Origin of the sequence: Paenibacillus sp. EZ-K15 (assembly GCF_002573715.1) — a bacterium.
Lineage (GTDB): Bacteria > Bacillota > Bacilli > Paenibacillales > Paenibacillaceae > Paenibacillus_AQ.
In genome coordinates, this window is the sequence record NZ_PDHM01000018.1 from 24,798 (window position 1) to 49,161 (window position 24,364).

The following is a 24,364-nucleotide window of genomic DNA, read 5'->3' on the forward strand; positions in this document are numbered from 1 at the left end:
AGCCGCTACCTCCCCAATGAGATCTGTTGATTTATAGTTTTACGATTAAGGGCAAAAGAAATGATGGTCTGTTGCTCATAAGCATGAACATCCTGATAGCCGCTAGCAGGGCTCGAACGCTCAGGACGTCCGCTGTAACGGACCTCTGTGCCTTTAGGTGCAATTTCACGAATTCTTGGTTCCATGAAGCTCCAGCTGCCCATGTTCTGAGGTTCTTCCTGAACCCACAGAATCTCTTTCAGGTTCGGATACTTCTGCATCACACGGGAAATTTCTTCTTTCGGGAATGGATACAGCTGTTCCACACGAAGAATATGAAGCCAGGACTGATCCTGATCCTTCTGCTTATCCAGTGCGTCCTCTAAATCGATTGCAACTTTCCCCGAGCAAAGAACAAGGCGTTCCACCTTCTTCGGTGATTGACCAAGACCCGGCTGCTCCATCACTTTCTGGAAACCGCCCTCACTGAACGCGTTCACAGGCGATGCCACGCGCGGATTACGAATCAAGCTCTTCGGAGCCATGATCACCAGCGGTCTGGCATCTTCCGTTTCGGTCAAGGAAGCCTGTTTGCGCAGCAGATGGAAATACTGGGCAGCGGAAGTCAGATTCGCAACCGTCCAGTTATCTTCACCACTCAGCTGGAGGAAGCGTTCCAGTCTTGCACTGGAGTGCTCAGGACCATTCCCTTCATACCCGTGAGGTAACAGCATGACCAAGCTGGACTTCTGTCTCCACTTCGAGCGGCCGGCTGTGATGAACTGGTCAATGATAACCTGGGCACAGTTAACGAAATCGCCATACTGCGCTTCCCAGATAACCAAAGTCTCAGGAGAGTACACGTTGTAGCCATATTCAAATCCAACAACGGCTGCTTCAGTCAACGGGCTGTTATGGATCGCGAACGAAGCCTTAGCTTGCGGCAACCGGTGCAGCGGGCAGAAGGTCTCTCCATTAACCGCATCGTGAAGCACGAGGTTACGATGGGCAAATGTTGCACGCTCGGCATCCTGTCCCGTAATCCGGATTGGCTTGCCGTCTGCAAGAATCGTAGCGAAAGCCAGCGTTTCGGCATGGCCCCAGTCCACCTTCTCGCCTTCGTCGAGCGAATTGCTGCGCCGCTCAAGAATACGTTGAAGCTTCGGATATACCGTAAAGCCTTCCGGCCACTGCAGGAGCTCGCGATTAATCCCGCGCAGCACTTGTGCAGATACATTCGTAGCTACTTCCGTCTTGGATTTACCGTCGGTCGCGTTCAGACCAAGCAGGATCTGATCAACAGGATCCTTCGACTTCACGCTCTCGTAGGAATTCTTCAAGACCTCCAGAACGCTATTCTTCAAACCGTCCACTTGTTCTTGGGTCAGAATGTTTCCATCCACCAGTTTCTTCATATAAATCGTGCTGACAGTTGGATGGTTCTTCACCTTCTGATAAATAAGCGGCTGGGTGGTTTCCGGATCATCAGTTTCGTTATGGCCATATTTCCGGTAGCCAACAAGGTCAATCAGAATGCTCTTCTTGAACTTGTTCCGATAATCGCTTGCAAGACGAGCAACCGCGATACATGCTTCCGGATCATCGGCATTCACGTGGATAATCGGAATTTCATATCCTTTCGCCAAATCACTCGCATAATGAGTCGATCTGGAATCCTTGCCTTCTGTCGTAAATCCGATACGGTTGTTCACGATAATGTGAATCGATCCACCCGTACGGAACGCTGGCAGTTTATTAAAGTTCAGGGTTTCCGGAACGATCCCTTCGCCAGGGAACGCGGAATCACCATGAATCTGAATGCTCAGCGCTTTGTTTACATCCTGCTTCGGATATCCCGCTTCACTGCGATCCTCCTGAGCAGCACGAGCAAAGCCCTCTACCACCGGATTGACATATTCCAGGTGACTCGGGTTGTTCGCAAGGGTAATCCGAACCTGTCGTGCTTCATCCTTCTTCAAATAACGGTCCGCACCCAAATGATACTTCACGTCACCTGTCCAGCCGTAGTTAATGCCCATGGAGCCTTCGGATGGAACGAGATGTTTATTCGGAGAGTGCATGAACTCCGAGAAAATCTTACTGTAATCCTTGCCCAGTACATGAGCCAGGACGTTCAAGCGACCACGGTGTGCCATCCCTACGAGGATGGAGTTGACATCCACCTCGGCCATTTGGCGAACGATTTCGTCAAGCAGCGGTACGAGTGCTTCGTTGCCCTCAACCGAGAAGCGCTTCGCACCTACGAATGTGCGGTGCAGGAACTCCTCGAATTGCTCGGCCTCAAGCAGCTTCTTCAAAAGCCCCCTGCGCTCTTCTACGCTCATGGCGGACAAATAACGTCCCGATTCGGCCTGCTCGTTGAGCCATTTGCGTTCTTCTTCATCGTGAACGTGGCTAAATTCATAGGCAATGGAGCCTGTATATAGTTGTAACAGCCGCTGGATTGCCTCTAAGCCATTCTTGATATCGCTAGGAGCCTCCTCCCAGACGATCTCTGCAGGCAGGGCTGCCAAATCCGCTTGGCTGAGTTGGTAGCTTTCTGGTTGAAGCAGACGTGTGTCAGCTTCGTTTCCAATTCCAATTGGATCAATGTCGGCGGCCAGATGACCATAGGTTCTAATGTTCCATACCAGTTTGCCGGCAGCTACCCCTTTTTTCAGTAATTGCGGGTCATAGCTAACACCTTGTCCCTGCGAATCCGCTTTCTTTTCATTGTTTTCCAAAGATGGAGGCGGTCCCCAGCTGGCGAACAGCTCACGGTATCCTGGCTCCACAGATTGCGGGTCTTGCAAAAACTTCTCATACTGATCTTGAATGTACCCCAAGTTCGGACCATGATATTTCTGCCAAGGTCCCTCTGTCATTCTGTCAAGGGTCTTCATCGCTGACTCCCTCCGTCAGATTATTTTGATTGCTCAAGGACGGAATTTCTAATTTTACATTCTGCATACTACATTTTACATTAAATAAACGTTTTCTTACGATTACATTATAATACACTTGGCCTCAATACCGAAAATACCCTTTATATATAATAATGATCTCAGAAACAGATGAATTTGCGTCAATTTTTTGACGATTTGTCCATTAAGCCACCAATTCTTTGTATAGGTTTCCAATTAAAGTCATTTATCCGAAAAAACATCCACTTCCAGCCAGTCCATCTGCCGCAGCGGTTCAGGTCCGGTATCCATGCCCAGCAGCTGGAGAAGCTGTTTGGCATTGTCGGAAGCATCTCCTCCCGAATTGTTATTGAATATAATCCAGCATTGCTTCGACTTCTCAAGCAATTTCTCTATCCATACCTTCCACTGTTCCAATTCCTCTAAGCTGTAACGGTATAAATACCGCACCTCGCGCCAGTTGGGCTGACCGCTGGAGTGCCACCCTTCGGCGTTACGACCATGCATCCGGATCATCACAGCCTCTGTACCCGATGTCTCAAGCACGACCGGAACGGATCCAATGCCCGCTTGCGGCTCGTCGGCGATGCTGTGAATCCAGCCCTCGCTTCGCATAAACTCAAGAGTCTTCTCCCGAAACTCTGGCGCATACCAGCTCTGATGCCGAAATTCCAAAGCTACGGGTACATCCTTCATCCACTCCCGCGTACGCTTCAGAATGTCCACATGTTTGCGTTCGCACCCGAACCAGGGCGGGTATTGAAACAGAACGGTCCTTAATTTGTCCGCAGCGCGCAATTCCTCAACTGATGTGAGCAAATGATCAAACATCGCTTTGACGCTAGGGTATCTGTCCTTACCCTGGCCGCGTGCATGACCTGTCATGCCTTGATAAGCCTTTACAATAAAACCAAAGTGGTCTGGGACGGCAGCTGCCCACTTATTCATTTGTTCCGGTGACGGTATGGCATAGAACGAATTGTCCATCTCCACGATGGGAAAATGTCGGCTGTACATTTCCAGCCTGTCTGCGGCCCTCGCCCCTTCATCATACAGCTTGTCATGATCTCCCCATCCGGACAGACCCACCTGAATCACATGCTCATTCTTTTCTTCCTTTAACATAACAATCCTCTCATCCACATGATTTACCATATCGGGGACTTCTATTAATTAACCGCATACGGGAAATTTCAAAAGCAGGCAACCCCTTACTGTTTTTACCAACTGCTTTCATCACAATCACTTCTGATCATAAAAAATATGATGTGCCTCCAGCATTCCGTTCACGATGTGTATCCTTCCATAGGAATACCGGGGCTGCCGTCTTTTGTCCGTGGCGGAACCGGGATTGAACAGCAGCACCCCTTGCACATGTTCTTTAAACGGTATATGAGAGTGGCCGAACAAGATGCAATCCACCTCCGTGTCCGCAAAAGCTTTTCTTGCGCGGGAGGGGGTTGTTCCTCCCTGTCCGTGCCCATGCACAATACCGATGCGTTTGCCTTCGATTTCGACCAGCTTCTTGTAACCTAGCCGTTCTATGATCCGCTCGTCATCAACATTCCCGGCTACTCCTTCCACCGGAGCATATTGATTAAGCTGTTCATAGAGCTCCCAATTAGACCAGTCACCAGCATGAAGAATAAGATCCGAATGCCTCACATCTTCAAGGAGCGAGGCTGGGCAGCTCTTTCGCTTTTCTTGGCATATGGGTGTCTGACAATACCGTAATCCGAAATGGAAAACTCATCTTGATCGACCCCTTCTTCATCATATTAAATGCTGAGATACCTGCTGTCTGACACTAACCTATATCCTACCAAATAAACGAATTCAAATAAAACCGCGCAGGTGAGCTGCGCGGTTTGTGGGTCTGTTTCAGACAGAAAAAATTTCCAATCATAAGTTTTAGTTTGTCCGGGTGCTGAATAGAATGTACGAGCATGAAGGTACAAGCTTTCATATCCATGTTCATGACGAGAGGTGGAAGTCAATGAGTATTTTTATTAGCTACATGATTCTGGGACTTTCTCTTTCAGCCCCCGTAGGCCCGGTCAATGCAGCACAGCTCGATAAGGGGATTAAGAAAGGGTTTTGGCATGCATGGTTGTTCGGAATCGGTGCGGTCCTGGCAGATATCCTTTATATGATCCTGGTCTACCTGGGCGTTGTTCACTTTCTGAATACGCCGTTCATGCAGACCTTTCTGTGGCTGTTCGGTGCCTTTGTTCTTATCTATTCGGGGCTTGAAAGCATCCTGAATGCCAATAAAGTGACGATCAGTCAAGAAAACAATGAAGATTCGTTATGGAAAAGCATGCTCTCCGGGTTTCTCTTGTCCGTCTCCAATCCGATGACGATCCTGTTCTGGCTCGGAATCTACGGCTCTATTCTCGTTAAAACCGCAGCGGACGACGGATCCGCCAATCTGTTTCTCTACAGCGTGGCCGTCATCGCCGGGGTTGTGCTATGGGATTTGTTCATGGCTGCGCTCGGCAGTGTATTCCGCCGATATTTGAGCAATAGAGCGCTCTCCCTGATCTCCATAATTTCCGGCATCTCGTTAATCGTCTTTGGCGTTTATTTTGGAATTCGGGCTCTTGCGCTGCTATATCCGCTCATATTCTAACGGGCCGGCTTCGGGCGAAACTTGGGTTTGTCCGCCTCCCTGACGTGGCCTTGACCGGATTTTTTCCACACGGAGCGCATGCATAGGACAACCAGACCGATTACCACGATAAACCCAAGACTGATCCAGAGCCCCGGGCGACTCATAGGGTGCAGTGCGGTTCCACTGACGGCAGCCGCGATCAAGAGCATCCCGATGTATCTTTTGATCTTGCCCCAAACCGTAAGCTCTATGAGTCGACCTGCCGATATGAGAATGAAGAACCAATTATACAGCAGCATAAGTCCTGCACCCGTGGTCAAATACTCATAAATCTTGCCTGGCATGAGCAGAGACAACACAATGGATACAATCAATCCGATAGCTGTAAGGGAAAGTGCATATATGGGCGTATCCCGCTTAAACTTTTTCCTGGAAAACAGTTTGGGAGCGTCCTTATCTTCGGATAAGGTAACCAGCATCGTGGTCACAGCATACAACGAGGCAACCATGGTCGAGAAACCGGCTATAATCAAGACAGCATTAAATATATGCGGGATAAAAGGAAGGTGGTAGGAGCTTAGCGCCACAACAAAGGGACTTTTGGTCGTGGAGAATTGATTCCAGGCCACCATGATCACGGCCATGCCAATAGAAAGAACGTATACGATGGAGAGCAGCAGAATCATCACTCTACCCGCTTTGGGCGCTTCCTTCGGATTCTTCAAGCGAATCGCCATGACCCCCATGACTTCAATTCCGCCGAAGGCATAAAACGCAAAAATCAGGGACGACCACATGCCTATGCCGCCTGCCGGAAAAAATGCGTTTATGCTGCCCGGAACGTGCAGCTTCGACCCTCCTTTTAACCACCCCATCAAGGCGGCAGTAGCAATGATGAGAAACATGACAATCGCGGCAACCTTAATGACAGCCAATACATTCTCCAGCCGGTCGAAGCCTTTGTTGCCGATCCAGATGACAAACAGTCCCAATACGGCATAACCTGACGCAAATATCCACATCGGAACACCAGGAAACCAGAAGCGAGAGAAAATCGCCAGCGCTGTCATCTGGCTCCCCATGATCAACACTTCGGAGCACCAGTACATCCACCCTGTAGAGAAGCCTGCCCATCGGCCATAGGCTTTTTTGGCATAGGTCCGGAACGAGCCCTTCTGCGGGTCCTCGGCCGTCATCCGTGACAGCACATCAAACACAAAGAAGGTGGCTGTCGCCGCTAATATAATAGAAAGAAGAAAAGCCGGTCCTCCAAGCCGAATACCTAAAGCGGATCCGAGAAAATACCCTGTGCCGATCGTTGATGCAACTCCCAGCAGCGATAGCTGCCACCATCTCAAGTTCCCTGCCTCCGTCCTCGCCCCTTTGTTCACGGTTCTGTCCTCCAGATTATTGTTATGGGTTCGTTCAAAACTTTCCTTATTATGAAGGGAACCTCCGTGATTTATGTACCGCCTATCTCAACCTAAAAATGCCTTTTAGCAAAAGAGAAGCCATGGAATTATGCTCATATCCAGTCTGTGGCTGGGTTCTCTCGCATATTTTGGTTGTTCCCCGAGAACTCTAAACGGTAGAAAGCTGTATTGGGGGATCACACATGTCAGGAACTCGCGGTATTCCAACGAATCAGGCATTTATGATTATGATGCTTACGGCCGGCTTGACCAATCATGTCATGATCATACCTGTGCTTCTGGAGAAATCCGGACGGGATGCCTGGATCACCATTATCGTGTCGGCCGTATTATTCCTGCCCTGGATTCTGCTTATTTACGGGATCATCCAAAAAATCGGCAATCGTTCCATCACGCAGGCACTTGACGAAAGCAGTGGTAAAGGTGCTCGAATATTGGCGATGAGTTTGTCCGGTTTATATTTTTTCGCTTTTGCCTTTTATACCTTAAAGGAAGTTATCGATTGGACAAAGTCGACCTATATGATCCAAACCCCTGTCATTGCCACCGCATTGGTACTCTTAGTGTTATGTATTGTCAGCGCTAATCACGGCATAAAGACCATTGGCGTTTCCGCCGGAATATTGCTTCCTTTTGTCGTATTACTGGGGATATTCGTATCCTTGGCCAATCTGAAAGTGAAAAACTACAATTATTTGCTGCCCGTCCTTGAGGACGGCTTCCAGCCGGTTCTAAGCGGAATCCCCGTCATGTTCGGTGGACTGTCCCAATTTATATTGATTTTATTCTTACGCCCCCACCTTCAGAAAAAGCCCAGTTTTGTTACGATCCTGCTCATCCATCTGGTTCTGATCTTCCTGACGTTTGGACCCACCGTTGGCGGCATTGCCGAATTTGGACCTGAAGAAATGGGGCTCCAACGGTACCCGGCTTATGAACAGTGGCGTCTCGTAAAGCTGGGCAAATTCGTAGAGCATGTCGACTTTTTGTCGATTTTCCAATGGCTCAGCGGAGCTTATGTCTCCATATCCATCTCGATTTTTTTGCTCTGTGAAACCATTCTTCCCAAGTCCAAGCAAAGCGTAGGCATATTAGCCGTTTCAACGCTGCTTATTATTATGTGCGCTTCACCGATCAGCAATCCCAAAATGTATTATGCAATGGCAGACTATTTTTTGCCCATATCCGCCGCTTATATTACCATCTTAAGCCTCCTGTTGTTCTTTTTGATCCATAAACCATCCCAACAACAGAACTCACATTCATCGAAAGGAGAATCCCAGCAATGAATATAACGGAACAGCAACTCCGAGATCGTTATGCCGATTCCGATGACATCTATATTACGACATATCCTGGTGAAGAAGGCGATATGCTGCCATGGGCGATTATGGTTTACAACCCGATGATGTGCGATTCTCAACTGATGTCCAAAATCTTTTTGCCTGTTATTAGCAAGGAATGGAATATATCCGTTTCTCAGAAGCATCCGTTTGATCCCGACCATCTGGAATATTATCTTACTCTTGACACATCCGAGGCTAATGTGGAATCGGTTGATGATATTGTATATTCAGGTTATGTTGCGTTGTATTTTCCTAAGGACAATAAGCTATATTCTTATAGCGCATCCAAAAGCATTGGGCGTTCGCCGGAGGAAAGTGCCGCAGAGACCTCGATCAAAGGTCCTCGTGACGGGTTCGTCGAGGAATTGGATATCAATGTATCGCTCATTCGCAAACGGCTAAAATCACCCGGACTCGTATATTCCTCCTTCAAGCTGGGTGACAAGAGCAAAACCACTGTCGGCATCATGTACTTAAAAGACAAGGTGATCCCAGAGACCGTCACAGCCATCGTGGATAAGCTAAATGATTTCTCCGGCGACTCACCCGTAGGCATGGGCGAGCTCGCTGAGCACCTAACGCCGTATCGATTCACGGTGCTTCCCATGTTCGATTATACGGGAAGGACCGATCTTGCTTATGACTCTTTAACTCGCGGCCGATTGGTCATTATTATGCAGGGAAGTCCCGTAGTATTAATTGCACCTGCCAGTTTTATGCAGCTCCTGTTTGCCGCAGAGGATCCGCAGATGCCGTTTTATTTCGTTATCCCATGGAGAATTCTCAGACTGGTTGGGTTCCTGATTTCCGTTTTCCTTCCGGGATTTTATATTACCTTGCTGTCCTTTCATCAGGATCAAATCCCTTTCCCGCTGCTCGCCACGGTCGCGAACACGCGGCTTGGACTTCCTATTCCAACCGGGTTTGAAATGCTGATCATCCTGTTTCTACTTACCCTACTGCGGGAAGCCGGTATGCAGATGCCTTCACCAATCGCGTCAACCATTACGGTCGTTTCCGGTATCATCATTGGTGACGCCGCGATTCGGGGTGGTTTTTTCTCCCCAACGATGACGGTGATCGGCGCACTGGCTTTTGTTGCCGGGTCAACCCACTCCAATCAGGATTTTGTTGTGACCCAGACGATTTTTCGTTTTTTTGTCCTTACCCTTTCCTCGGTATTCGGGTTATTCGGTTTTTTCATATCGGTATTCTTGATCGTTCAGTATGCAGCCCACCATAATCCATATGGACAGCCGTATCTCGCCCCCTTCTCGCCTTTTTCCTTATCCAAAATCATTGGCAATCTCATGCGATTTCCGGGTAAACGAAAAAAGGGTGGAGCCCTATGAAGCGTGTATGGATACTCGCATGTATAGGATCTTTGCTGATCTCAGGCTGCTGGGACAACAAAGAAGTGCAGGATATCAACTACATCACGGCTTTGGGCGTCGATTATAAGAACGACAAGTATATCATCTATGTGCAGATGCTGGACTTCGCAACGATTGCCAAACAAGAAAGCAGCAAGCCAACTGAGAAAGCGCCGATTTGGGTCGGCCGAGGAACCGGCACCACTTTGGCTGAAGCCCTAATCGATTTGTATACATCGAATCAGCAGCGGGTCTCTTGGGGCCATGTCACGGCTTTGGTGCTTACGGAAGCGGTGTTAAAACCTAAGCAGTTGTCCCAAGTGTTCGACCTGACCAACCGTTCGCAGGAAATCCGTTATACGAAATGGATCTATGGCACCAAGGACAATATGGAGGACCTCTTTACGGTATCGCCGTTCTTTCAGCTCTCACCTCTGCACTCGCTGCTTCATGAACCCAGAGAAAGCTATGTCCAATTCTCGTTTATACGTCCGATTCAATTCGTGAACTTTATTCGTCTCTACCGGGAGAAAGCCGCTACCGTCGTATTGCCCTCGCTCCATATTTCAAATCAGAACTGGTCGGAAAATCTGAAGCAGCATCCGATTTTAGAAGTGAACGGCGGTTTTCTGATCAAGAACAAGGAATTGATGGGTTGGCTCAAACGATCCGATCTGTTGGGTACACGCTGGCTAGCCTCGCCTCAAACCCATGCTGCAGTCATTGTTCAGGCGGACGACGAAGCCGTCGGGAGCATACGGCTGGAGAAGCCCCAATCATCCATTGAAGTTATCCGTAAACCAAACGATGCGTCATATCGAATCAAGCTTAACGTAATCGGGACGGTGCAGAATATGTATAAGAAGGTGGGAATTAAGGAGATGAAGCGGTTAACCGAAGATACCCTGCGAAAAGAAATGCATAATACCTTCCATAAAGCTGCATTGATACACGCGGATCCCTACGAGCTATGTCTCCAATTGTACCGAACCGATCCGAAGCTCTGGAAGAAATTAGTGGAACAGAAAAAGGAGATCTACGATGAAACGTCGCTTGAACTTGAGGTTGACGTCAACCTGCGATACTGGGGACAGCGCAGAAGCTTGAACCGATAAACGTCCGTCATTGACCAGCTGCTTTTGCCCGAAATGTGAAAACTACAAAAGAAGCAGACCTTTATCGGCCTGCTTCTTTTTTGTTGTTCCTTTATTTTTTCATAATATCCTTGATCTCGTCTTTAATGGATTCCGCCTGCGGTCCGAATACAACCTGAACCGCACCTTGACCCAGACGCATGACACCAGATGCTCCTAACTTTTTCAACTCCGAATCCTTAACAGCCTTCTCGTCCTTAACAACCAGACGAAGGCGAGTGATACAAGCATCGACGCTGACAATGTTATCTTCTCCGCCGATGTTTTGCAGAACCTTGGCCGCCTTGGACTCTTTGGAAGCTGCGCCGGATGGTGACTGAGCATCTGTTCCAACATCGTCAGAAACGGTATCCACGTCGTCGTCCTCCTCGCGTCCAGGTGTTTTCAAGTTCAGCTTGACAATGAGGATTCTAAACAGCAGATAGTACACGACACCGAAAGCCAAACCTACCGGTAGGAGCAGCCAAGCATTGGTAGACAGCTTCAGATTCACCAGGTAATCGATCAGGCCCGCCGAGAACGAGAAGCCCAAATGCACATCCAGGACATACATGATCAATCCGGAAAGGCCTGTCAAAATCGCATGCACCAAATACAACACCGGAGCAATGAACATGAACGCGAATTCAAGCGGTTCGGTGATCCCCGTCAGGAACGATGCCACTGCCGAACCGATAAAGATGGAGCCGACGAGCTTGCGTTTGGACGGCTTGGCGGTATGCATAAAGGCCAGCGCCGCAGCCGGCATCGCAAACATCATGATTGGGAAGAAACCGGACATGAACATACCAGCCGTCGGGTCTCCCGCAAAGAAACGCCACAGGTCGCCGTGAACAACTTCGCCCGCGGTATTGGTGTAATCGCCGATCTGAAACCATGCGATGGAGTTTAATACGTGGTGAAGACCGAGAGGGATCAGTAAGCGGTTGGCCATACCGAAAATGAACGATCCGATGCCTCCAAGGCCGACAACCCAGTTGCCGAAGACGGAAATGCCATCCTGGATTGGGCTCCAAATCATACCGATCAGAACCGCAAGCACCATCGTGGAGGCTGCTGTGATAATCGGAACGAAGCGTTTACCCGCAAAGAAGCCCAGCCAATCCGGCATTTTAATCTTGTGGAATTTATTATACAGGTAAGCGGACCACATACCGACAAAGAGACCGCCAAGAACTCCCATATTCAGCTTCACGTCATCCGGTATAAACGGCATTTGCAGCGGTACTTGTTCCAGCACTCTTGTAAGCACCATGTACCCAATAAGAGCAGATAGAGCCGCAACGGCGTCTCCGGCGAACCCGATTGCAACGCCGATCGCAAAGATAAACGGCAGATTATCCAGAATCGCAAGGGCACCAGAGGTCATGAACGGAGTTACATATTGATTTAGAAAAGCGCCTAGGGCACCCAAAGGTATATCTTTTTGATAGTCGATCATTCCAAGCCCCTGCAAGATACCTGCCGCAGGCAAGGTGGCCACCGGCAGCATAAGGGACTTGCCCAGCTTTTGCAATTTAGCCAGCATGTCAATCATCCTTTCAAACTTCAATAATTTAGCTTTTCAATGAAATCGTTTACATAATGCGTCGAATGAATAACCATTTCTTCCCTTCCATTCGGGAACAAAAAGACCTCAGAAAATCCTCCTCCTTGCGAGTTCTTGTATTCATCATTTTAAGGTGGTATGGATCCGGCTATCATGGGTACCAGGAGTCCATTAATCAAACCTCTACCGAAGGCTCTTCTCAGAGAGCGACCGTGTCCTAGAGGTAAGTATTCTTGCGATATAGAATTCCGTCAGCCCCGCTGAACCTTGACTATACCAACAAAAAAAGCCAAGAAGAACGGTGACTATAAAAAATATAGTCCGATTCTTCTTGGCTCATGCCCATGTTTATGGTAACACGCCTTAAAACGTATTCATTTGATGTTGTTATCTTAATTCACGTCTTCCTGTTTTGTCAATAACCAATATTTAAATCAATCGCCTATAGAATTGAACTATTTCAATTCTATGGTCAGGACAGGATCCTGGCCGGACACGACATTACCGGTCTGACCGTCAACCTTGGAAGCCACCTCATCGGCATTGGTCACAATAACCGGGGTAATCGTCGGATAACCTGCGGCTTGGATTGCAGCCATGTCGAATTCGATGAGCGTCTGACCCGACTTCACCTGATCACCCGCTTGAACATGGCTTGTGAAACCTTCGCCTTTCAAGCCAACTGTATTAATCCCGATGTGGAATAAATATTGCAGACCGGTCACCGGATCCTCCAGCATCACGGCATGTTTGGACTTGATGACATGCGCAACCGTCCCGTCAAATGGCGCAATTAATTTGCCCTCGGACGGCTCGATGGCTATGCCTTTGCCCATATGACCAGCAGCAAATGCCTCATCGGGCACTTGCGATAAAGGCACGGCTTTACCCGACAATGGTGCTGTAAGCTGAATGGCAGTAGCTGTTTTTTTCTTTTTCCAACGATCAAACATATTAAGATTCCTCCCTGGGTTGATTCTTTTGCTGTAGCCGGCCTGTGAAGAGCCGATATAGATGCATCGCTAGAAAGCAAACCTCCGCTTCAGGTACTTTCTTGCCGAGTTCTTTCTCCATCATGCCTGCAAGGCGCGTAGCCAGACCATATTCATTCGTGAACTTGGAGCGGATCTGGTCCGCAAATGGATTATCCACATGGATTTCTTGATTCAACATACGGTCTACCGAGAACCTCAAATGCATCAGAAGACGGACGTAATCCATGCTTCCCCGGTCAAAAGCGACCTGCCGTTCCTCTTCAATATACCTTACCAGGTTTCCCACCACATTCGATGCCTTGACCAGATGGCCAACGGGCACATGGCTGACAGCCGAATACACATGGTAGGTTAAGAAGCCGATCTCATCCTCCGGAACTTCGATATCGAAGGCCTGGCCGATCAATTCCGCTGCCTTGGCTGCGATATCATATTCTTTTGGGAAGCTGATCCGGGTTTCTTCAAGGAAAGGATTAATAATATCCATGCCTTTACGGATTCTGTATATCGTAAACTGGATATGGCTTGGAAGTGCCAGGTACACCTTGTCATTTAGTGTGCCCGGAAATTCCTGTCCAATGAGATTGAGTATCTGATCTGTAATCTCCATCACCAATGGATCAAATTCTTCCAGCAGATGGTGAGCTTGACTCCACTGCTCCCGATCCTCCAGCCTGAAGAGTTTCTCAATCCGCTTGTCGTCCGAAGCGATCGTTCCGCCTGCTTTGGCGCCGAAGCCAATCCCTTTACCCAGGATGACGTATTCCGATTCTTTCTTACCGCCGGTAACCATCACGACATTGTTACCAATAACACGTACGACTGTAAACAACTCGATCCCGCTCATAAACTTCCCCCTTTCCTTTAAGTTTAATCAGAGAAACGGCGAAGGATTCATATCCGAAGAAATGCTCATATCGATCCCCAAAACATTAAAAAAGCCAAGAAAAGACCCCATGTGAAAGCTGTCTCTTCTTGGCTCATGCCCTCTTAAGGTAACACGCCGTCTTATGTTCCTGCTATGAATCCATCATAAAACAATTGGCTCGCATTCGTCAACATACGACATTATGACAATATTCGAAGCTGCCGCCACAGGTAAATATACGATCGCTTCCCTTAATTCCCAATCCATTTCTGAAGCGTATGGATCACTTCTTGGATATGAATGGGTTTGTGCAGATATCCATTCGCGCCGTCTGCAAGAAACTGATCCGTATCCCTCATTGTGTTGGAGCTCATCACGATAATGGGAAGCTCCGCCCATTCCGGGTTCTCGCGAATCCGCTTCATCGTTTCGACTCCGTCCATTTCCGGCATGACCATATCCAGCAGCACCGCATCGATGGTTTGATGTTTGTATAACATCTCCAAGCATTCGAATCCGTTCTGGGCTGTATGCACGGTCATTTGGAGTTTCTCCAGCACATTGGTCAAACCGTACACATTCCGAATATCATCATCTACAATCAATACGGTTTTGTACTCCAATCGGCTAGATACTTCCATGTCGAACGCCTCCATTCGGAGATCACTCCAACTGGCGTTGCTCGAAGTGGCAGCCGCTTCAGGCAGCATAAACAGACTTTCGCTGGTGCCATATTCCGTAACAAGCGGTAAATATAAAACAAACGTGCTCCCGATTCCTTCCTCGCTCTCCACGGTAATATACCCACCAAGCAATTTCGCCAAATGCAGCGATATGGATAAGCCGAGACCTGTCCCCCCAAACTTTCTGGCCGTAGCCTCTTCGCCTTGCTGGAACGCTTCGAAGATCGGTTGAAGATGCTCTGCTGCAATCCCGATGCCGGTATCTTCAACGAAAAAAGCAATGACGTCGCCACTGATCACAAAATCCGAGGTCACAATCGAATTCATCTTCTTCACCCGTAGTTTAACACTACCGCTCTCGGTAAACTTAATTGCATTTGAGAGCAAATTACGCAGAATTTGATGGAGCCGCATCCCATCACTGTACATCAGGTCAGGCAAGTCGTCGGCCATCTCAATATCAAATTCCAGATTTTTGGATTCTGCGCTTTTGGAGAAATAACCTTCCATCAGTTCTGGCAGCTCCGTCAAGTTTACCAAGTCCATTTCGATTTGCATCTTTCCGGCCTCGACCTTGGACAGATCCAGAATATCATTGATTAAATTCAGCAATTCACTGCCTGAATTATGGATGACAGAAGCGTAATGCTGTTCTTCCTCCGTCAGGTTCCCCTGCTTGTTCTCAGCTAAAATCTGGGAAAGAATTAACATGCTGTTCAGTGGTGTCCGCAGTTCATGGGACATATTCGCCAGAAATTGAGATTTGTACTTCGAACTCTTCTCCAGCTCTTTCGCGTATTTTTCCAATTCGCTGGCTGCGATTAATGCGGCCTCCTTCTGGGCCCCCAATCGTTCGTTCAGCATATGCATCTCCACGGAATGGGTTTGCAGCTCCTCGGTCTGCGCCTGTAGTTCTTCGGTCTGACTCTGAAGCTCCTCATTCAGCGTTTGGGATTCATGATACAATTGCTGGATTTCCATTTTACTCTGGATCGAGTTCAATGTTACCCCAAGCTGAAAATTCAGTTGTTCAATCAGCTGAATTTCCAAGTCATCGAAGGGCTTGAACTTGGCCAATTCAATGACACCAAGAACTTGTCCTTCAAACATAACGGGCGCTAGCAGCAGCGTGGTTGGCTCAGCATCACCCAGCCCCGATTCAATCCGCACATAGTTAGGTGGTATATCGTCCAGAATAATCATTCGCTGCTCCAGCATGCATTGTCCCACCAAACCTTCGCCTGGCAGGAAACGATCTCTGACCTTGTTCCAAGGCTCACCATCCGGATCGGCAAAAGCAGCTGCCTTTACGAGTTCCGATCCACCCCGGTTAATAAAAACGGCACCGTACGGCAGTTTCATGATCAAAGCCAGCTTATGAATGAAAAACTGTACGGCCGTTTCCACACGATCTGACGATTGAAGAAGCGTCGACATAACCGAAATGTGATCCTTAGCCCAGTTCTGTCTGCCGACCTGTGCAAGGAGTTCGTTGGTTGTGTCCGCCAACTGGCGGACCTCATCATTGGATCGCACATGAATCCGTTGGGAGAGGTTACCACCTCTGACAATATCGGAGATGATATGAGTTACCTGCGTGATCGGCTTTACAATGCTCTTCGATATCACCCAAGCTCCACATATGGTAATCAGCGCTGCCCCAGCCCAAAGGAGATACATCGTATACAATAAATGGGTGTTGCTTTCTTTCATCTCTTCAATCCTGCTGGTTGTCAGCTCGCGTTCCTTGCTTCTAAACGAGAGGAACAGCTCATGAATGGAGTTCATGGCTTGCTGGCCGGGATCATTAATAAAGAAATGAAGGGCCTCCTCATCCTGCCCTAGCTGCTTCAATTGAACGGCAGGCTGACCGGCGTTGGTAATCCACTCCTTGATATTCTCCTTAATATTCTCCAGATGATTGGCTTGCTCCGAATTATCGCTAACAAGCTTGTACAGCTTGTTATAGTTAATCTGCCAAGACGACAGCGCTTGGTTGAAAGGTTCAAGGTAGGTATCATCCCCCGTTATCACATAACCCCTCTGACCCGTTTCCATTTCAAGTAAATTCTTCTCGATTTCGTGCGTGAGATTATGTACTTCGATATCATGCTTCTCTATAAAATCCGCCTCTTCCTGCAGAGAAGAAATGCGGTCTGATACAATCCAGAGAAAAGCTCCAAGACATAATAATATCATTAAATATCCAACTACAATCTTGCTGCGGATGTTGAATTTCAGGTTGTTAGACAAATGGCTAACCTCCCTTGTCATCTATCAGTCTAAGTCTGCTCCTATTCTCATAGTAATTGTTATGAAAATGGTTTACAAGCAAAACCAGTTTTGATGACATCAATGATTCTTTAGTCGTAGGCAGTCAGATTTATAAACGTATGAGCATATATTATAGAGGAACACGCTTGTACGACATAATAGGATCTCAATCTCAAAAAGGAGGAGTAACTCGTATGATAACCTTTAAAGCGCTTGCGGGGATCCTGCATTGACGGGGCATGTTTATCATTCCAGGCAACAGGCTGAGCGTATAACCGGCCTCGGAGTTGCGAATGTGTCGTCACTGGAGCTGCCCCTTCTGCAAGGTATGATGATGTCAGAAATTCACCTTGAACGAGGTAAGGGCCTCTCTCCCCATAGCCACCCGGACACGGGCGAATTGTGCTATGTCATTCAGGGAGAAATCAGCTATTCCCTGATTGATCCGGATACTCATCAGAACCTCGTATATCAGATCGTACCAGGTCAGGTGGTACACGCCCCCATTGATTGGTGTCACTGGATAACAGCGCTAACCCCTGGAACGATCTTGCTATTGGTCTATAACACTGAGCGTCCGCACCAAATGGACATTGCGTCGGTCTGGGCTTATATGCTCATGGGAGCAGAAGCGTTGCCATGTGATGATACGAACAAGAAACCTCTCTCGGAGGCGCTCATTACACCCGTCCCGCTACATAAAAAGATGGAGAGTGACGCCTCGGATAAGCCTCTGCCTGCGCCACCCTTACTCATAACCGGGCGCCCAAACAACAAAACCACACGCAGCCGGTGATCGGCCAAGTGTGGTTATTGTTATTGGGACGCTTCTTATGTAATGATTTCGCTCGCAACGATATTGCATCAATCAATATAAAATCTTTGTTCAGGGCGGATCTGCTTCTTAAGGGTATGCAAGTCGGCTTCCAGCTTCGCCACCGTCTCTTCAATCTCTTCCGGGTTTAGTGCCGGGCGTTCTGCCTCTGGCTTAACGCCAGCCCTGAGATCGCGAATGGTGATTTGCTGCTCCTGCCATTTATCCATAAGATCGGAGATGGTGGCATAAAACCGCTCATAATCTTGAATCACTTCGTCCAGAAAGGAATCCACTTCCTCCTGATCATAACCCCGTAGTTTATTCGAAAAATTCTTTTCATGGATAGACAAAGCGTCCAGTTGAATGCCTAGTTGCTTAAATAGCTTTTTCTGTTTATCCAATCGGCGTTTCATGTGTTCATCCATAATGATTTACCTCCAAATATTGGCGCAGCCCTACTTTTTTAGCCTTCTCTCTCTATCTTTGTTTATATCACATTAAGCACAGGGATTAAAACACTCCGGGGCTTTTTTGGAGAATGTTCCAAAAACGATGGGCTGCCATTCCCATAATTCATGTGATTGTTACCAATCCATTTCGGGTATTGATTTTACATAAGAAGCTTTATTGTGTACTTAGCGAAAGAGAGGAGCGACTTATCTATGACAACGATGACAAAACAACAATACAGTGAACTTAAACGACGGTTGCTCAGTGATAAAGAACGATTGGAAGAGCAATTGGAGTCACGCGATGAAACCAACCTTCGGGACTCTACGGGAGAGCTGAGCGCAGCCGATAATCATCCCGCAGACGTAGGGACCGAGGTTTTCGAACGCGGACGGGACCTGGCCATTCAGGAAACGCTCGATCATGAATTGGAGCAGATTATGTCTGCCTTGCAGCGAATGGACCAGGGCGAATACGGTACCTGTGCCAAGTGCGGCCTAGAAATTCCGTACGAGCGGCTGGAAGCTTTGCCTTATACGGCCTATTGTCTCGAACATACGCCGCGGAAAGATATCAACGACAACCGGCCGGTTGAAGAGGATGTCATGACCCCGCCCCCTTCCGGAGCTGGCGTCAACCGTCAAGCTGCCGACGGTAAATTTGATGACGCTGGCGCGTGGGATGCCGTAGAAGATTACGGAACGTCCACCTCTCCCGGCATGTCCATTAAACCTGGACAAGACGATTATAAGAAGAAGGTATGAACCGATCCAGTAAAATAGAAGGGAAAGCTGGTACCTGCACGTTAGGTACCAGCTTGTTTTCCGTGATCAAGATTCTTTATGAGTCCGAACATTCGAAGCAAAAAACTCATATTCGTCGTAACCTTCACCGCGTTTCTTTTTATAGGGGGTCAACATTTTATCCAGTTCAACAAAAAATTCACGCGCTTCTTCCTCGCTCATATACAAGGTTGTATTGGTCAGCATGGACGTCGTTTCGCCCTCTTGACTCATATTTTTGAAGAAACGGTCTCTATTCTGGTCAAACAACTCCGATAATAGTTTGTTCGTCTCGGTTCGAATTAATTCCTTGATCACCGGCTCCTCGGAATTTGCTCCGCGTTTGATCTTTACCGTACCGACAAAAGGTTCATAATACTTAGCAATGATGCCGTTGATCTCTTTCGTGGAAACGATCTTGACCATTCCGATTCGCTCCAGCTTCTTCATATGATAATGAACTTTAGCAGGCACATCCCCGATATTGTCCGCGACTTCCTTTACTGTTGCCGGACGGTCCATCTTATTCAATACATTCAAAATCTGGAGCCGATATGGATCTGAATATATTTTGATCTCTTCCAGTGTAGTCAGTTCCTTCGTTTCCACACCGTACACCTCAGCTTCATGTTATTTTTCACTTCTTTTCATTATAGGCCGAGAGTGTCGAAATTACAAAATGCGAAGGATTTAAATGGCACGGAAACTCTTCTTCCGAATGAGGAATATGACGGGCAGTATCATGACGATTCCCATGATCGAATACAGAATGGGAGGAGAGTAATGCTCCGCTACAACTCCGGTAATCAAGCTTCCCACAGGAATGGCAGCCGTGCACGCCACCGCCATAAGGGCACCTATTCTGCCGAGCATATGCCTAGGCGTTACTTCCATCAGATACGTCGAGATAGGGGCATTCAGCATGGAGACGGCGAAACCGGCAATGAACATACAGACCGCTGCAGACTCCACGCGCCATGCCGGCAGATGTCCTGGAATCCCTAACGCAAAATAACCGATTCCGAGCAGGACAGATCCTGACATGATCAACGTGCTTTTTTTGAAGCTCTTCCCGTAACGTCCAATCCATAGCCCGCTGCAAATCATACCGATCAGGAGGCCCGTTCCTAAAACGCTCAGACCTCCGGGTCCGGCACCCAAGGTCTCTTTGACGTAGACCGGCTGCAGTACGTTCAGGGGGGCCAAACAGAAATTATTGATCATGGCGAGCACGGTTGTTATAAGGAGCAGCGTATGCTGCTTCACAAAAAGAAGAGCCTCTTTAATATCGCCGAACACCGTTTTATTCATCTCAGTCTCTGGCCGTGCGGAGGTTTCCTTGGCTTCAGCCTGTTCGGCTGCCTCCGGATTCGGCATAAAAGCGATAATAGCTGCTGCAATAAGAAACGTTATAGCATCAATCAAGATCGTCCCGGAAATTCCGATCAGAGCAATAAGGGCACCGGCGATGGATAAACCGATTAATTCAGCGCTCCGACTTACGGAAGTTGAGAAAGAATTGCCTGCCAGCAGTTTATCCTTGGGAAGCAGCCGGGGAACGATGGAGGTCTCGGCGGGTCTGGAGAAGCATTCCAGAGTTGAATTTAGAAACGTGAACAGGAACAAATGCCAGACTTCAAGAGAACCTACAGCGTACAGAAAGGCCGTTAGCGAAACCACAATGCCGCGACTGAGATAGGTTAAAGCAAGGACGAGTTTCTTCGGCCAGCGATCGACATAGGTGCCGGTAAACAAACTGAAAAGCAACCCGGGCAGAAAATTAAAGGCGAACAATGTACCCATTAATAGTTCAGAACCTGTGAGCATATAGACCATCCAGCTGTAAGCGATGGAATCCAGGGAATCTCCGAATCGGGTAATAGCCTGGGCAGATAAATAAATCAAGTACGGGCGAATTTTCAAAAGCTGACCAAAGCCTTGCTTTTCCAGAACAGCGGCATTTTGCATGGTTTCCTTCTCCTCTTCGTTAAATGGATAATAACATTAAACTTTTTCAGTCCATTAAAATAATATTTACGTTAAAATTATTTTATCGTTAAGTTTATTTTAATGATTTTGAAGAGAAATGCAATAGGTAAAAAAAAATAAATCGCCAACACGGCGATTTATTGAGTCTAACGATTATTTTGACAGCGTTATCTTCTTTATTTAATAACCACTCGCGATGAGGATCTGGCTGCTTGAAGGCACGCTTCAATGGCTCTGATATTGCTGATGGCATCTTCCGGACCATATGGGAGCTGCGTTCCGTCCATCACGGCCGCTGCCATTGCATCCGCTTGCAGTGCAAAGTGGTTGTAGATCCCTACCTTCTCCTCACGGGACCCCTTGGCCGTATGAACGCAGATCTGGGCCATGTCCTCCATCCGCTCCCATCCAAAGGCAGAAGGAAGCTCAATCCTGCCCTCCGTTCCTGCGATCTCTAAAGAGCATCTGGAATATGTCCACATCCCGCACTCAAATGTAAGCCCCAGTCCATCGTCAAATTCCACCATCCCGTGGACCATCATGTCCACACCGTCATGCTCCTCAGAGAAAAAAGCATGGGCCGTTACAGCCTTGGGTTCCTGACCATAAATCATGCGCGCCGCTGAGATGGGATAGCATCCCACGTCATAGATTGAACCTCCGCCCATATCCTTGCTGTAACGAACATTGCTTTTATCCTCCGCATTGTTAAAGGTAAACGATCCGTGAATTCCGCGCAGCTGGCCGATTTCGCCGCTTTCGATGATTTCGCGAACACGCGCGTGTTTCGGATGATATCGGTACATAAAGGCTTCCGCGAACAGCACGTTGTGTGCTTTAGCAGCCTCAGCCATCTCACGGACATCCGCTTCGGTCAGGGCTGCCGGTTTCTCGCATAAGATATGTTTGCCGGCCTGTGCCGCTTTGATGGTCCAAGGTTTATGAAGGTGATTCGGTAAAGGAATATATACCGCATCAATGTCGGGGTCTTCCAGGAGCTCGTCATAAGATCCGTAGTATTTCCCGATATGATATCGATCCGCGAGCTCGCTTGCTTTGTCTGCATTGCGGCTAGCGACCGCCCCGACTTCACAGCGTTCCGATTTCAATATGCCTGGTATCATTGAATTTCTTGCAATCCGAGCAGTGCTCATAATTCCAAAGCGCAATTTCTTGCTCACGAGGTCATTCCTCCTTTGGCTGCATTCCGTTCAGATGTTTTTTTAAAAATTATCGTTGACCGCTTTATGAAGAATCCCCAAACACCGATCCAAATCTGTTTTAACCTGTTTTTTGTAGAGTTTAGCTTTCTCGGCACCGTCATCGGTAAAATGATAAAGAACGATTTCTTGAAAATCGACCCGCGGATCATTCCCTTTCAGCTGCTTGGTACGGTATAATACACCCTCTTGCACCAACTCATGCAGAGCCCGGTAAATTTCGCTTTGCGGCGGTGAATACCCATGGCTCTTGAATTCTTGCCGCAGTTCTTCCAGCATCTGATATCCATATCCGCGCTGCTGCTCCACCATGGTAATGAGATATACTTTGATAAAAGCACGCTGGGCGATCATAAATGCCATCTGGACGCCTCCTCCTTCACGAGCTACTTGTCCCATAATATACCTAATTATAACCCACAGTTTCCCAGTTTGCACAATAGGAAGCATCCCCCTCTTTTTAAACCAAGAAGGCATAGATTGAAACGTGGTTGGGTGTTGGATGAAGAAGAATGATGCAAGAGCGTCAGTGTTTATACTGTTGTGAATTTTTCATATGATGAAATTATATGCTATGCGGTTTTTCATCTGCTGTTTTTTGGGTGGTTGGTGGATCGAAGGATTAAAAAACCCACCCTCGGCGGGTGGGTTTAATTCTTCACATCCCGGTGGATGTGCCGGGGTCTGGACGCGATTTGCCGTATGGGCGAACCTTGCGATATTTTCTTGCTCCTGCGATTCCGACAAGCCACTTCCCGAACGGCAGCTTGGCGAGCAGGCGAGTGGCACCATAAGCCACGCCTACGCTGATGATCCATGATGAGAGTATCCGCACCAGAGGGTGCATGCTGATCAGCAAAGATTCATCGACTGCATAGCTTATACGCAGTGTCAATAGATGAATCAGGTAAGCACCATACGAATAGAGCCCAATGGAGGTCAGAAGCGCATTCGCTCCCGCTCCGGCATGACGACATATCCAACCAGCCACATCGTACATGACCAATATAGAGCTAATCAGGAAAAGTGCCATCATCGGGCGAAGCAGCGATAAGGAATAGAACGTGATCGCGCCATTCGCGGCGGAACGGATCTCATTAACGGCCTGGATGAGCATCCATCCGAACAAAAATGCGAAGACGAGCCATATGGCCGGCCGTGCCTTTTGCAGCCATTTTTTCCAAGCGTCATGGTATAAACCGGCCGCCGCCCCCAGCGCAAAATAGAAGAAATAATAGAGTGCATTCCGATCTGCGTAGGTTGTGAACAGCTCACTCCATACCGGGATATTCAGGCTTCCCATCCATTGGCCAATATCATTGATAATTCCTGTTAAACCCACGTACAATAGCCCGGATAAGATCAATATCGTAAGCTGCGTCTGCCAGCCCCATCGCTTCTTTATTCCTAATATAGCGGAGCGGAACAGCGGGTACAGCAAATAGAATTGAAACAGCATAATGATGTACCAAAAATGCGAGCTCGATTTCCCGGTTAACCATACTTCCCCAAGATACTTCCAATCCTCAATTACAGCAGGATTAAATTTATGATTGATCAATAAAGTAATCAAGGTCCATACCGCAAACGGAACGTAGATATCACCAAAACGCCTCTTGATGAACTTTCCGTAATGCAGTTGACCTTTATCGTTATAAAACAGCACCATGCCAGTAATAAAAATAAAGACGGGCACAGCAAATTTCGTCGCCATCAGAAGAACTGCCATCATCAAACCATCGCCTGTCGTCATTCCCGGCGCGACAGAATAGTGCGCGATGGAGTGCTGTAAGACTACAGCCAGGAAAGCAATTCCCCGCAAGCGCTCAATTTCCGGTATTCTTTCTTTGGGCATACAGCTCCCCCTTCGTCTGACTTCGTGTGAACACTCCTCATTGTAAGGGACACTGCCCT

The 24,364-nt window shown here is 47.9% G+C and carries 19 protein-coding genes and 1 pseudogene; 6 read left to right on the plus strand and 14 right to left on the minus strand.

All coding sequences use genetic code 11. From position 1 onward, the window contains the following. Positions 1 to 5: 5 nt before the first annotated feature. The 3 genes and pseudogenes from CRG97_RS20370 to CRG97_RS20380 form a co-directional block, all read right to left on the minus strand. Positions 6 to 2,882, minus strand: coding sequence for a 2-oxoglutarate dehydrogenase E1 component (locus CRG97_RS20370; protein ID WP_098746802.1), 2,877 nt, complete (start codon positions 2,880 to 2,882; stop codon positions 6 to 8). Positions 2,883 to 3,125: 243 nt separating this feature from the next. Further along, complete coding sequence (locus tag CRG97_RS20375; RefSeq protein ID WP_237566518.1) at positions 3,126 to 4,028, minus strand: DUF72 domain-containing protein; 903 nt, start codon at positions 4,026 to 4,028, stop codon at positions 3,126 to 3,128. 117 nt (positions 4,029 to 4,145) lie between these two features. After that, positions 4,146 to 4,656: pseudogene (locus tag CRG97_RS20380) on the minus strand (metallophosphoesterase family protein). A gap of 243 nt (positions 4,657 to 4,899) precedes the next feature. Between CRG97_RS20380 and CRG97_RS20385 the strand changes: the two are divergent. Then, the gene (locus CRG97_RS20385; protein ID WP_098746808.1) at positions 4,900 to 5,535 is read left to right on the plus strand and encodes a LysE family transporter; all 636 of its coding nucleotides are present in this window, start codon (positions 4,900 to 4,902) and stop codon (positions 5,533 to 5,535) included. Here the strand turns inward: CRG97_RS20385 and CRG97_RS20390 are convergent. After that, positions 5,532 to 6,908 (minus strand): amino acid permease, encoded by a 1,377-nt coding sequence (locus tag CRG97_RS20390; RefSeq protein ID WP_098746811.1) that lies wholly within the window; start codon positions 6,906 to 6,908, stop codon positions 5,532 to 5,534. The two genes, CRG97_RS20385 and CRG97_RS20390, sit on opposite strands and share 4 nt — an antisense overlap. A gap of 224 nt (positions 6,909 to 7,132) precedes the next feature. Here CRG97_RS20390 and CRG97_RS20395 point away from each other — a divergent pair, with 224 nt between their 5' ends. Genes CRG97_RS20395 through CRG97_RS20405 form a run of 3 tightly spaced genes read left to right on the plus strand, consistent with a single transcriptional unit; the run spans position 7,133 to position 10,784 of the window. Further along, positions 7,133 to 8,239, plus strand: a complete 1,107-nt coding sequence (locus CRG97_RS20395; protein WP_098746813.1) for a GerAB/ArcD/ProY family transporter — start codon at positions 7,133 to 7,135, stop codon at positions 8,237 to 8,239. After that, positions 8,236 to 9,648, plus strand: a complete 1,413-nt coding sequence (locus CRG97_RS20400) for a spore germination protein (protein WP_098746815.1) — start codon at positions 8,236 to 8,238, stop codon at positions 9,646 to 9,648. Before CRG97_RS20395 ends, CRG97_RS20400 begins: the two co-directional genes overlap by 4 nt. Then, complete coding sequence (locus CRG97_RS20405) at positions 9,645 to 10,784, plus strand: Ger(x)C family spore germination protein (RefSeq protein WP_098746817.1); 1,140 nt, start codon at positions 9,645 to 9,647, stop codon at positions 10,782 to 10,784. Before CRG97_RS20400 ends, CRG97_RS20405 begins: the two co-directional genes overlap by 4 nt. Positions 10,785 to 10,875: 91 nt before the next feature. Here the strand turns inward: CRG97_RS20405 and nagE are convergent, their stop codons facing one another. From nagE to CRG97_RS20425, 4 genes are all read right to left on the minus strand, one after another. Further along, on the minus strand, positions 10,876 to 12,351 hold the full coding sequence (gene nagE / locus CRG97_RS20410) for an N-acetylglucosamine-specific PTS transporter subunit IIBC (RefSeq protein ID WP_098746820.1): 1,476 nt from the start codon (positions 12,349 to 12,351) through the stop codon (positions 10,876 to 10,878). Between the two features lie 476 nt (positions 12,352 to 12,827). Then, complete coding sequence (locus CRG97_RS20415; RefSeq protein WP_098746822.1) at positions 12,828 to 13,325, minus strand: PTS sugar transporter subunit IIA; 498 nt, start codon at positions 13,323 to 13,325, stop codon at positions 12,828 to 12,830. A gap of 1 nt (position 13,326) precedes the next feature. Beyond that, positions 13,327 to 14,214: a BglG family transcription antiterminator gene (locus tag CRG97_RS20420; RefSeq protein ID WP_098746824.1), complete on the minus strand. Its 888-nt coding sequence runs from the start codon at positions 14,212 to 14,214 to the stop codon at positions 13,327 to 13,329. A gap of 272 nt (positions 14,215 to 14,486) precedes the next feature. Further along, positions 14,487 to 17,171 carry a CHASE3 domain-containing protein gene (locus CRG97_RS20425; RefSeq protein WP_098746826.1) on the minus strand — a complete coding sequence of 895 codons (2,685 nt, stop codon included), beginning with the start codon at positions 17,169 to 17,171 and terminating at the stop codon, positions 14,487 to 14,489. A gap of 250 nt (positions 17,172 to 17,421) precedes the next feature. On the opposite strand from CRG97_RS20425, the gene CRG97_RS20430 reads away from it, so the two are divergent. Beyond that, on the plus strand, positions 17,422 to 17,988 hold the full coding sequence (locus tag CRG97_RS20430) for a cupin domain-containing protein (RefSeq protein ID WP_237566519.1): 567 nt from the start codon (positions 17,422 to 17,424) through the stop codon (positions 17,986 to 17,988). A 68-nt stretch (positions 17,989 to 18,056) separates the two neighbouring features. On the opposite strand, the gene CRG97_RS20435 is transcribed toward CRG97_RS20430, so the two are convergent. After that, entirely contained in the window at positions 18,057 to 18,434 is a 378-nt protein-coding gene (locus tag CRG97_RS20435; RefSeq protein WP_098746829.1) for a DivIVA domain-containing protein, read from the minus strand. A gap of 237 nt (positions 18,435 to 18,671) precedes the next feature. Between CRG97_RS20435 and CRG97_RS20440 the strand changes: the two genes are divergently transcribed. Further along, positions 18,672 to 19,223 carry a TraR/DksA C4-type zinc finger protein gene (locus CRG97_RS20440; protein WP_098746832.1) on the plus strand — a complete coding sequence of 184 codons (552 nt, stop codon included), beginning with the start codon at positions 18,672 to 18,674 and terminating at the stop codon, positions 19,221 to 19,223. Between the two features lie 66 nt (positions 19,224 to 19,289). Here the strand turns inward: CRG97_RS20440 and CRG97_RS20445 are convergent, their stop codons facing one another. From CRG97_RS20445 to CRG97_RS20465, 5 genes are all read right to left on the minus strand, one after another. Continuing rightward, entirely contained in the window at positions 19,290 to 19,850 is a 561-nt protein-coding gene (locus tag CRG97_RS20445) for a winged helix-turn-helix domain-containing protein (RefSeq protein ID WP_098746835.1), read from the minus strand. A gap of 81 nt (positions 19,851 to 19,931) precedes the next feature. Further along, a complete protein-coding gene (locus CRG97_RS20450) occupies positions 19,932 to 21,209 on the minus strand; it encodes an MFS transporter (protein ID WP_098746838.1) in 1,278 nt (425 codons plus the stop codon). Between the two features lie 197 nt (positions 21,210 to 21,406). After that, entirely contained in the window at positions 21,407 to 22,411 is a 1,005-nt protein-coding gene (locus tag CRG97_RS20455) for a Gfo/Idh/MocA family protein (RefSeq protein WP_098746841.1), read from the minus strand. 42 nt (positions 22,412 to 22,453) lie between these two features. Beyond that, positions 22,454 to 22,813, minus strand: coding sequence for a replication termination protein (locus tag CRG97_RS20460; RefSeq protein WP_071220214.1), 360 nt, complete (start codon positions 22,811 to 22,813; stop codon positions 22,454 to 22,456). Between the two features lie 295 nt (positions 22,814 to 23,108). Next, the gene (locus CRG97_RS20465; protein ID WP_098746843.1) at positions 23,109 to 24,305 is read right to left on the minus strand and encodes an acyltransferase; all 1,197 of its coding nucleotides are present in this window, start codon (positions 24,303 to 24,305) and stop codon (positions 23,109 to 23,111) included. Between the last annotated feature and the right edge of the window lie 59 nt (positions 24,306 to 24,364).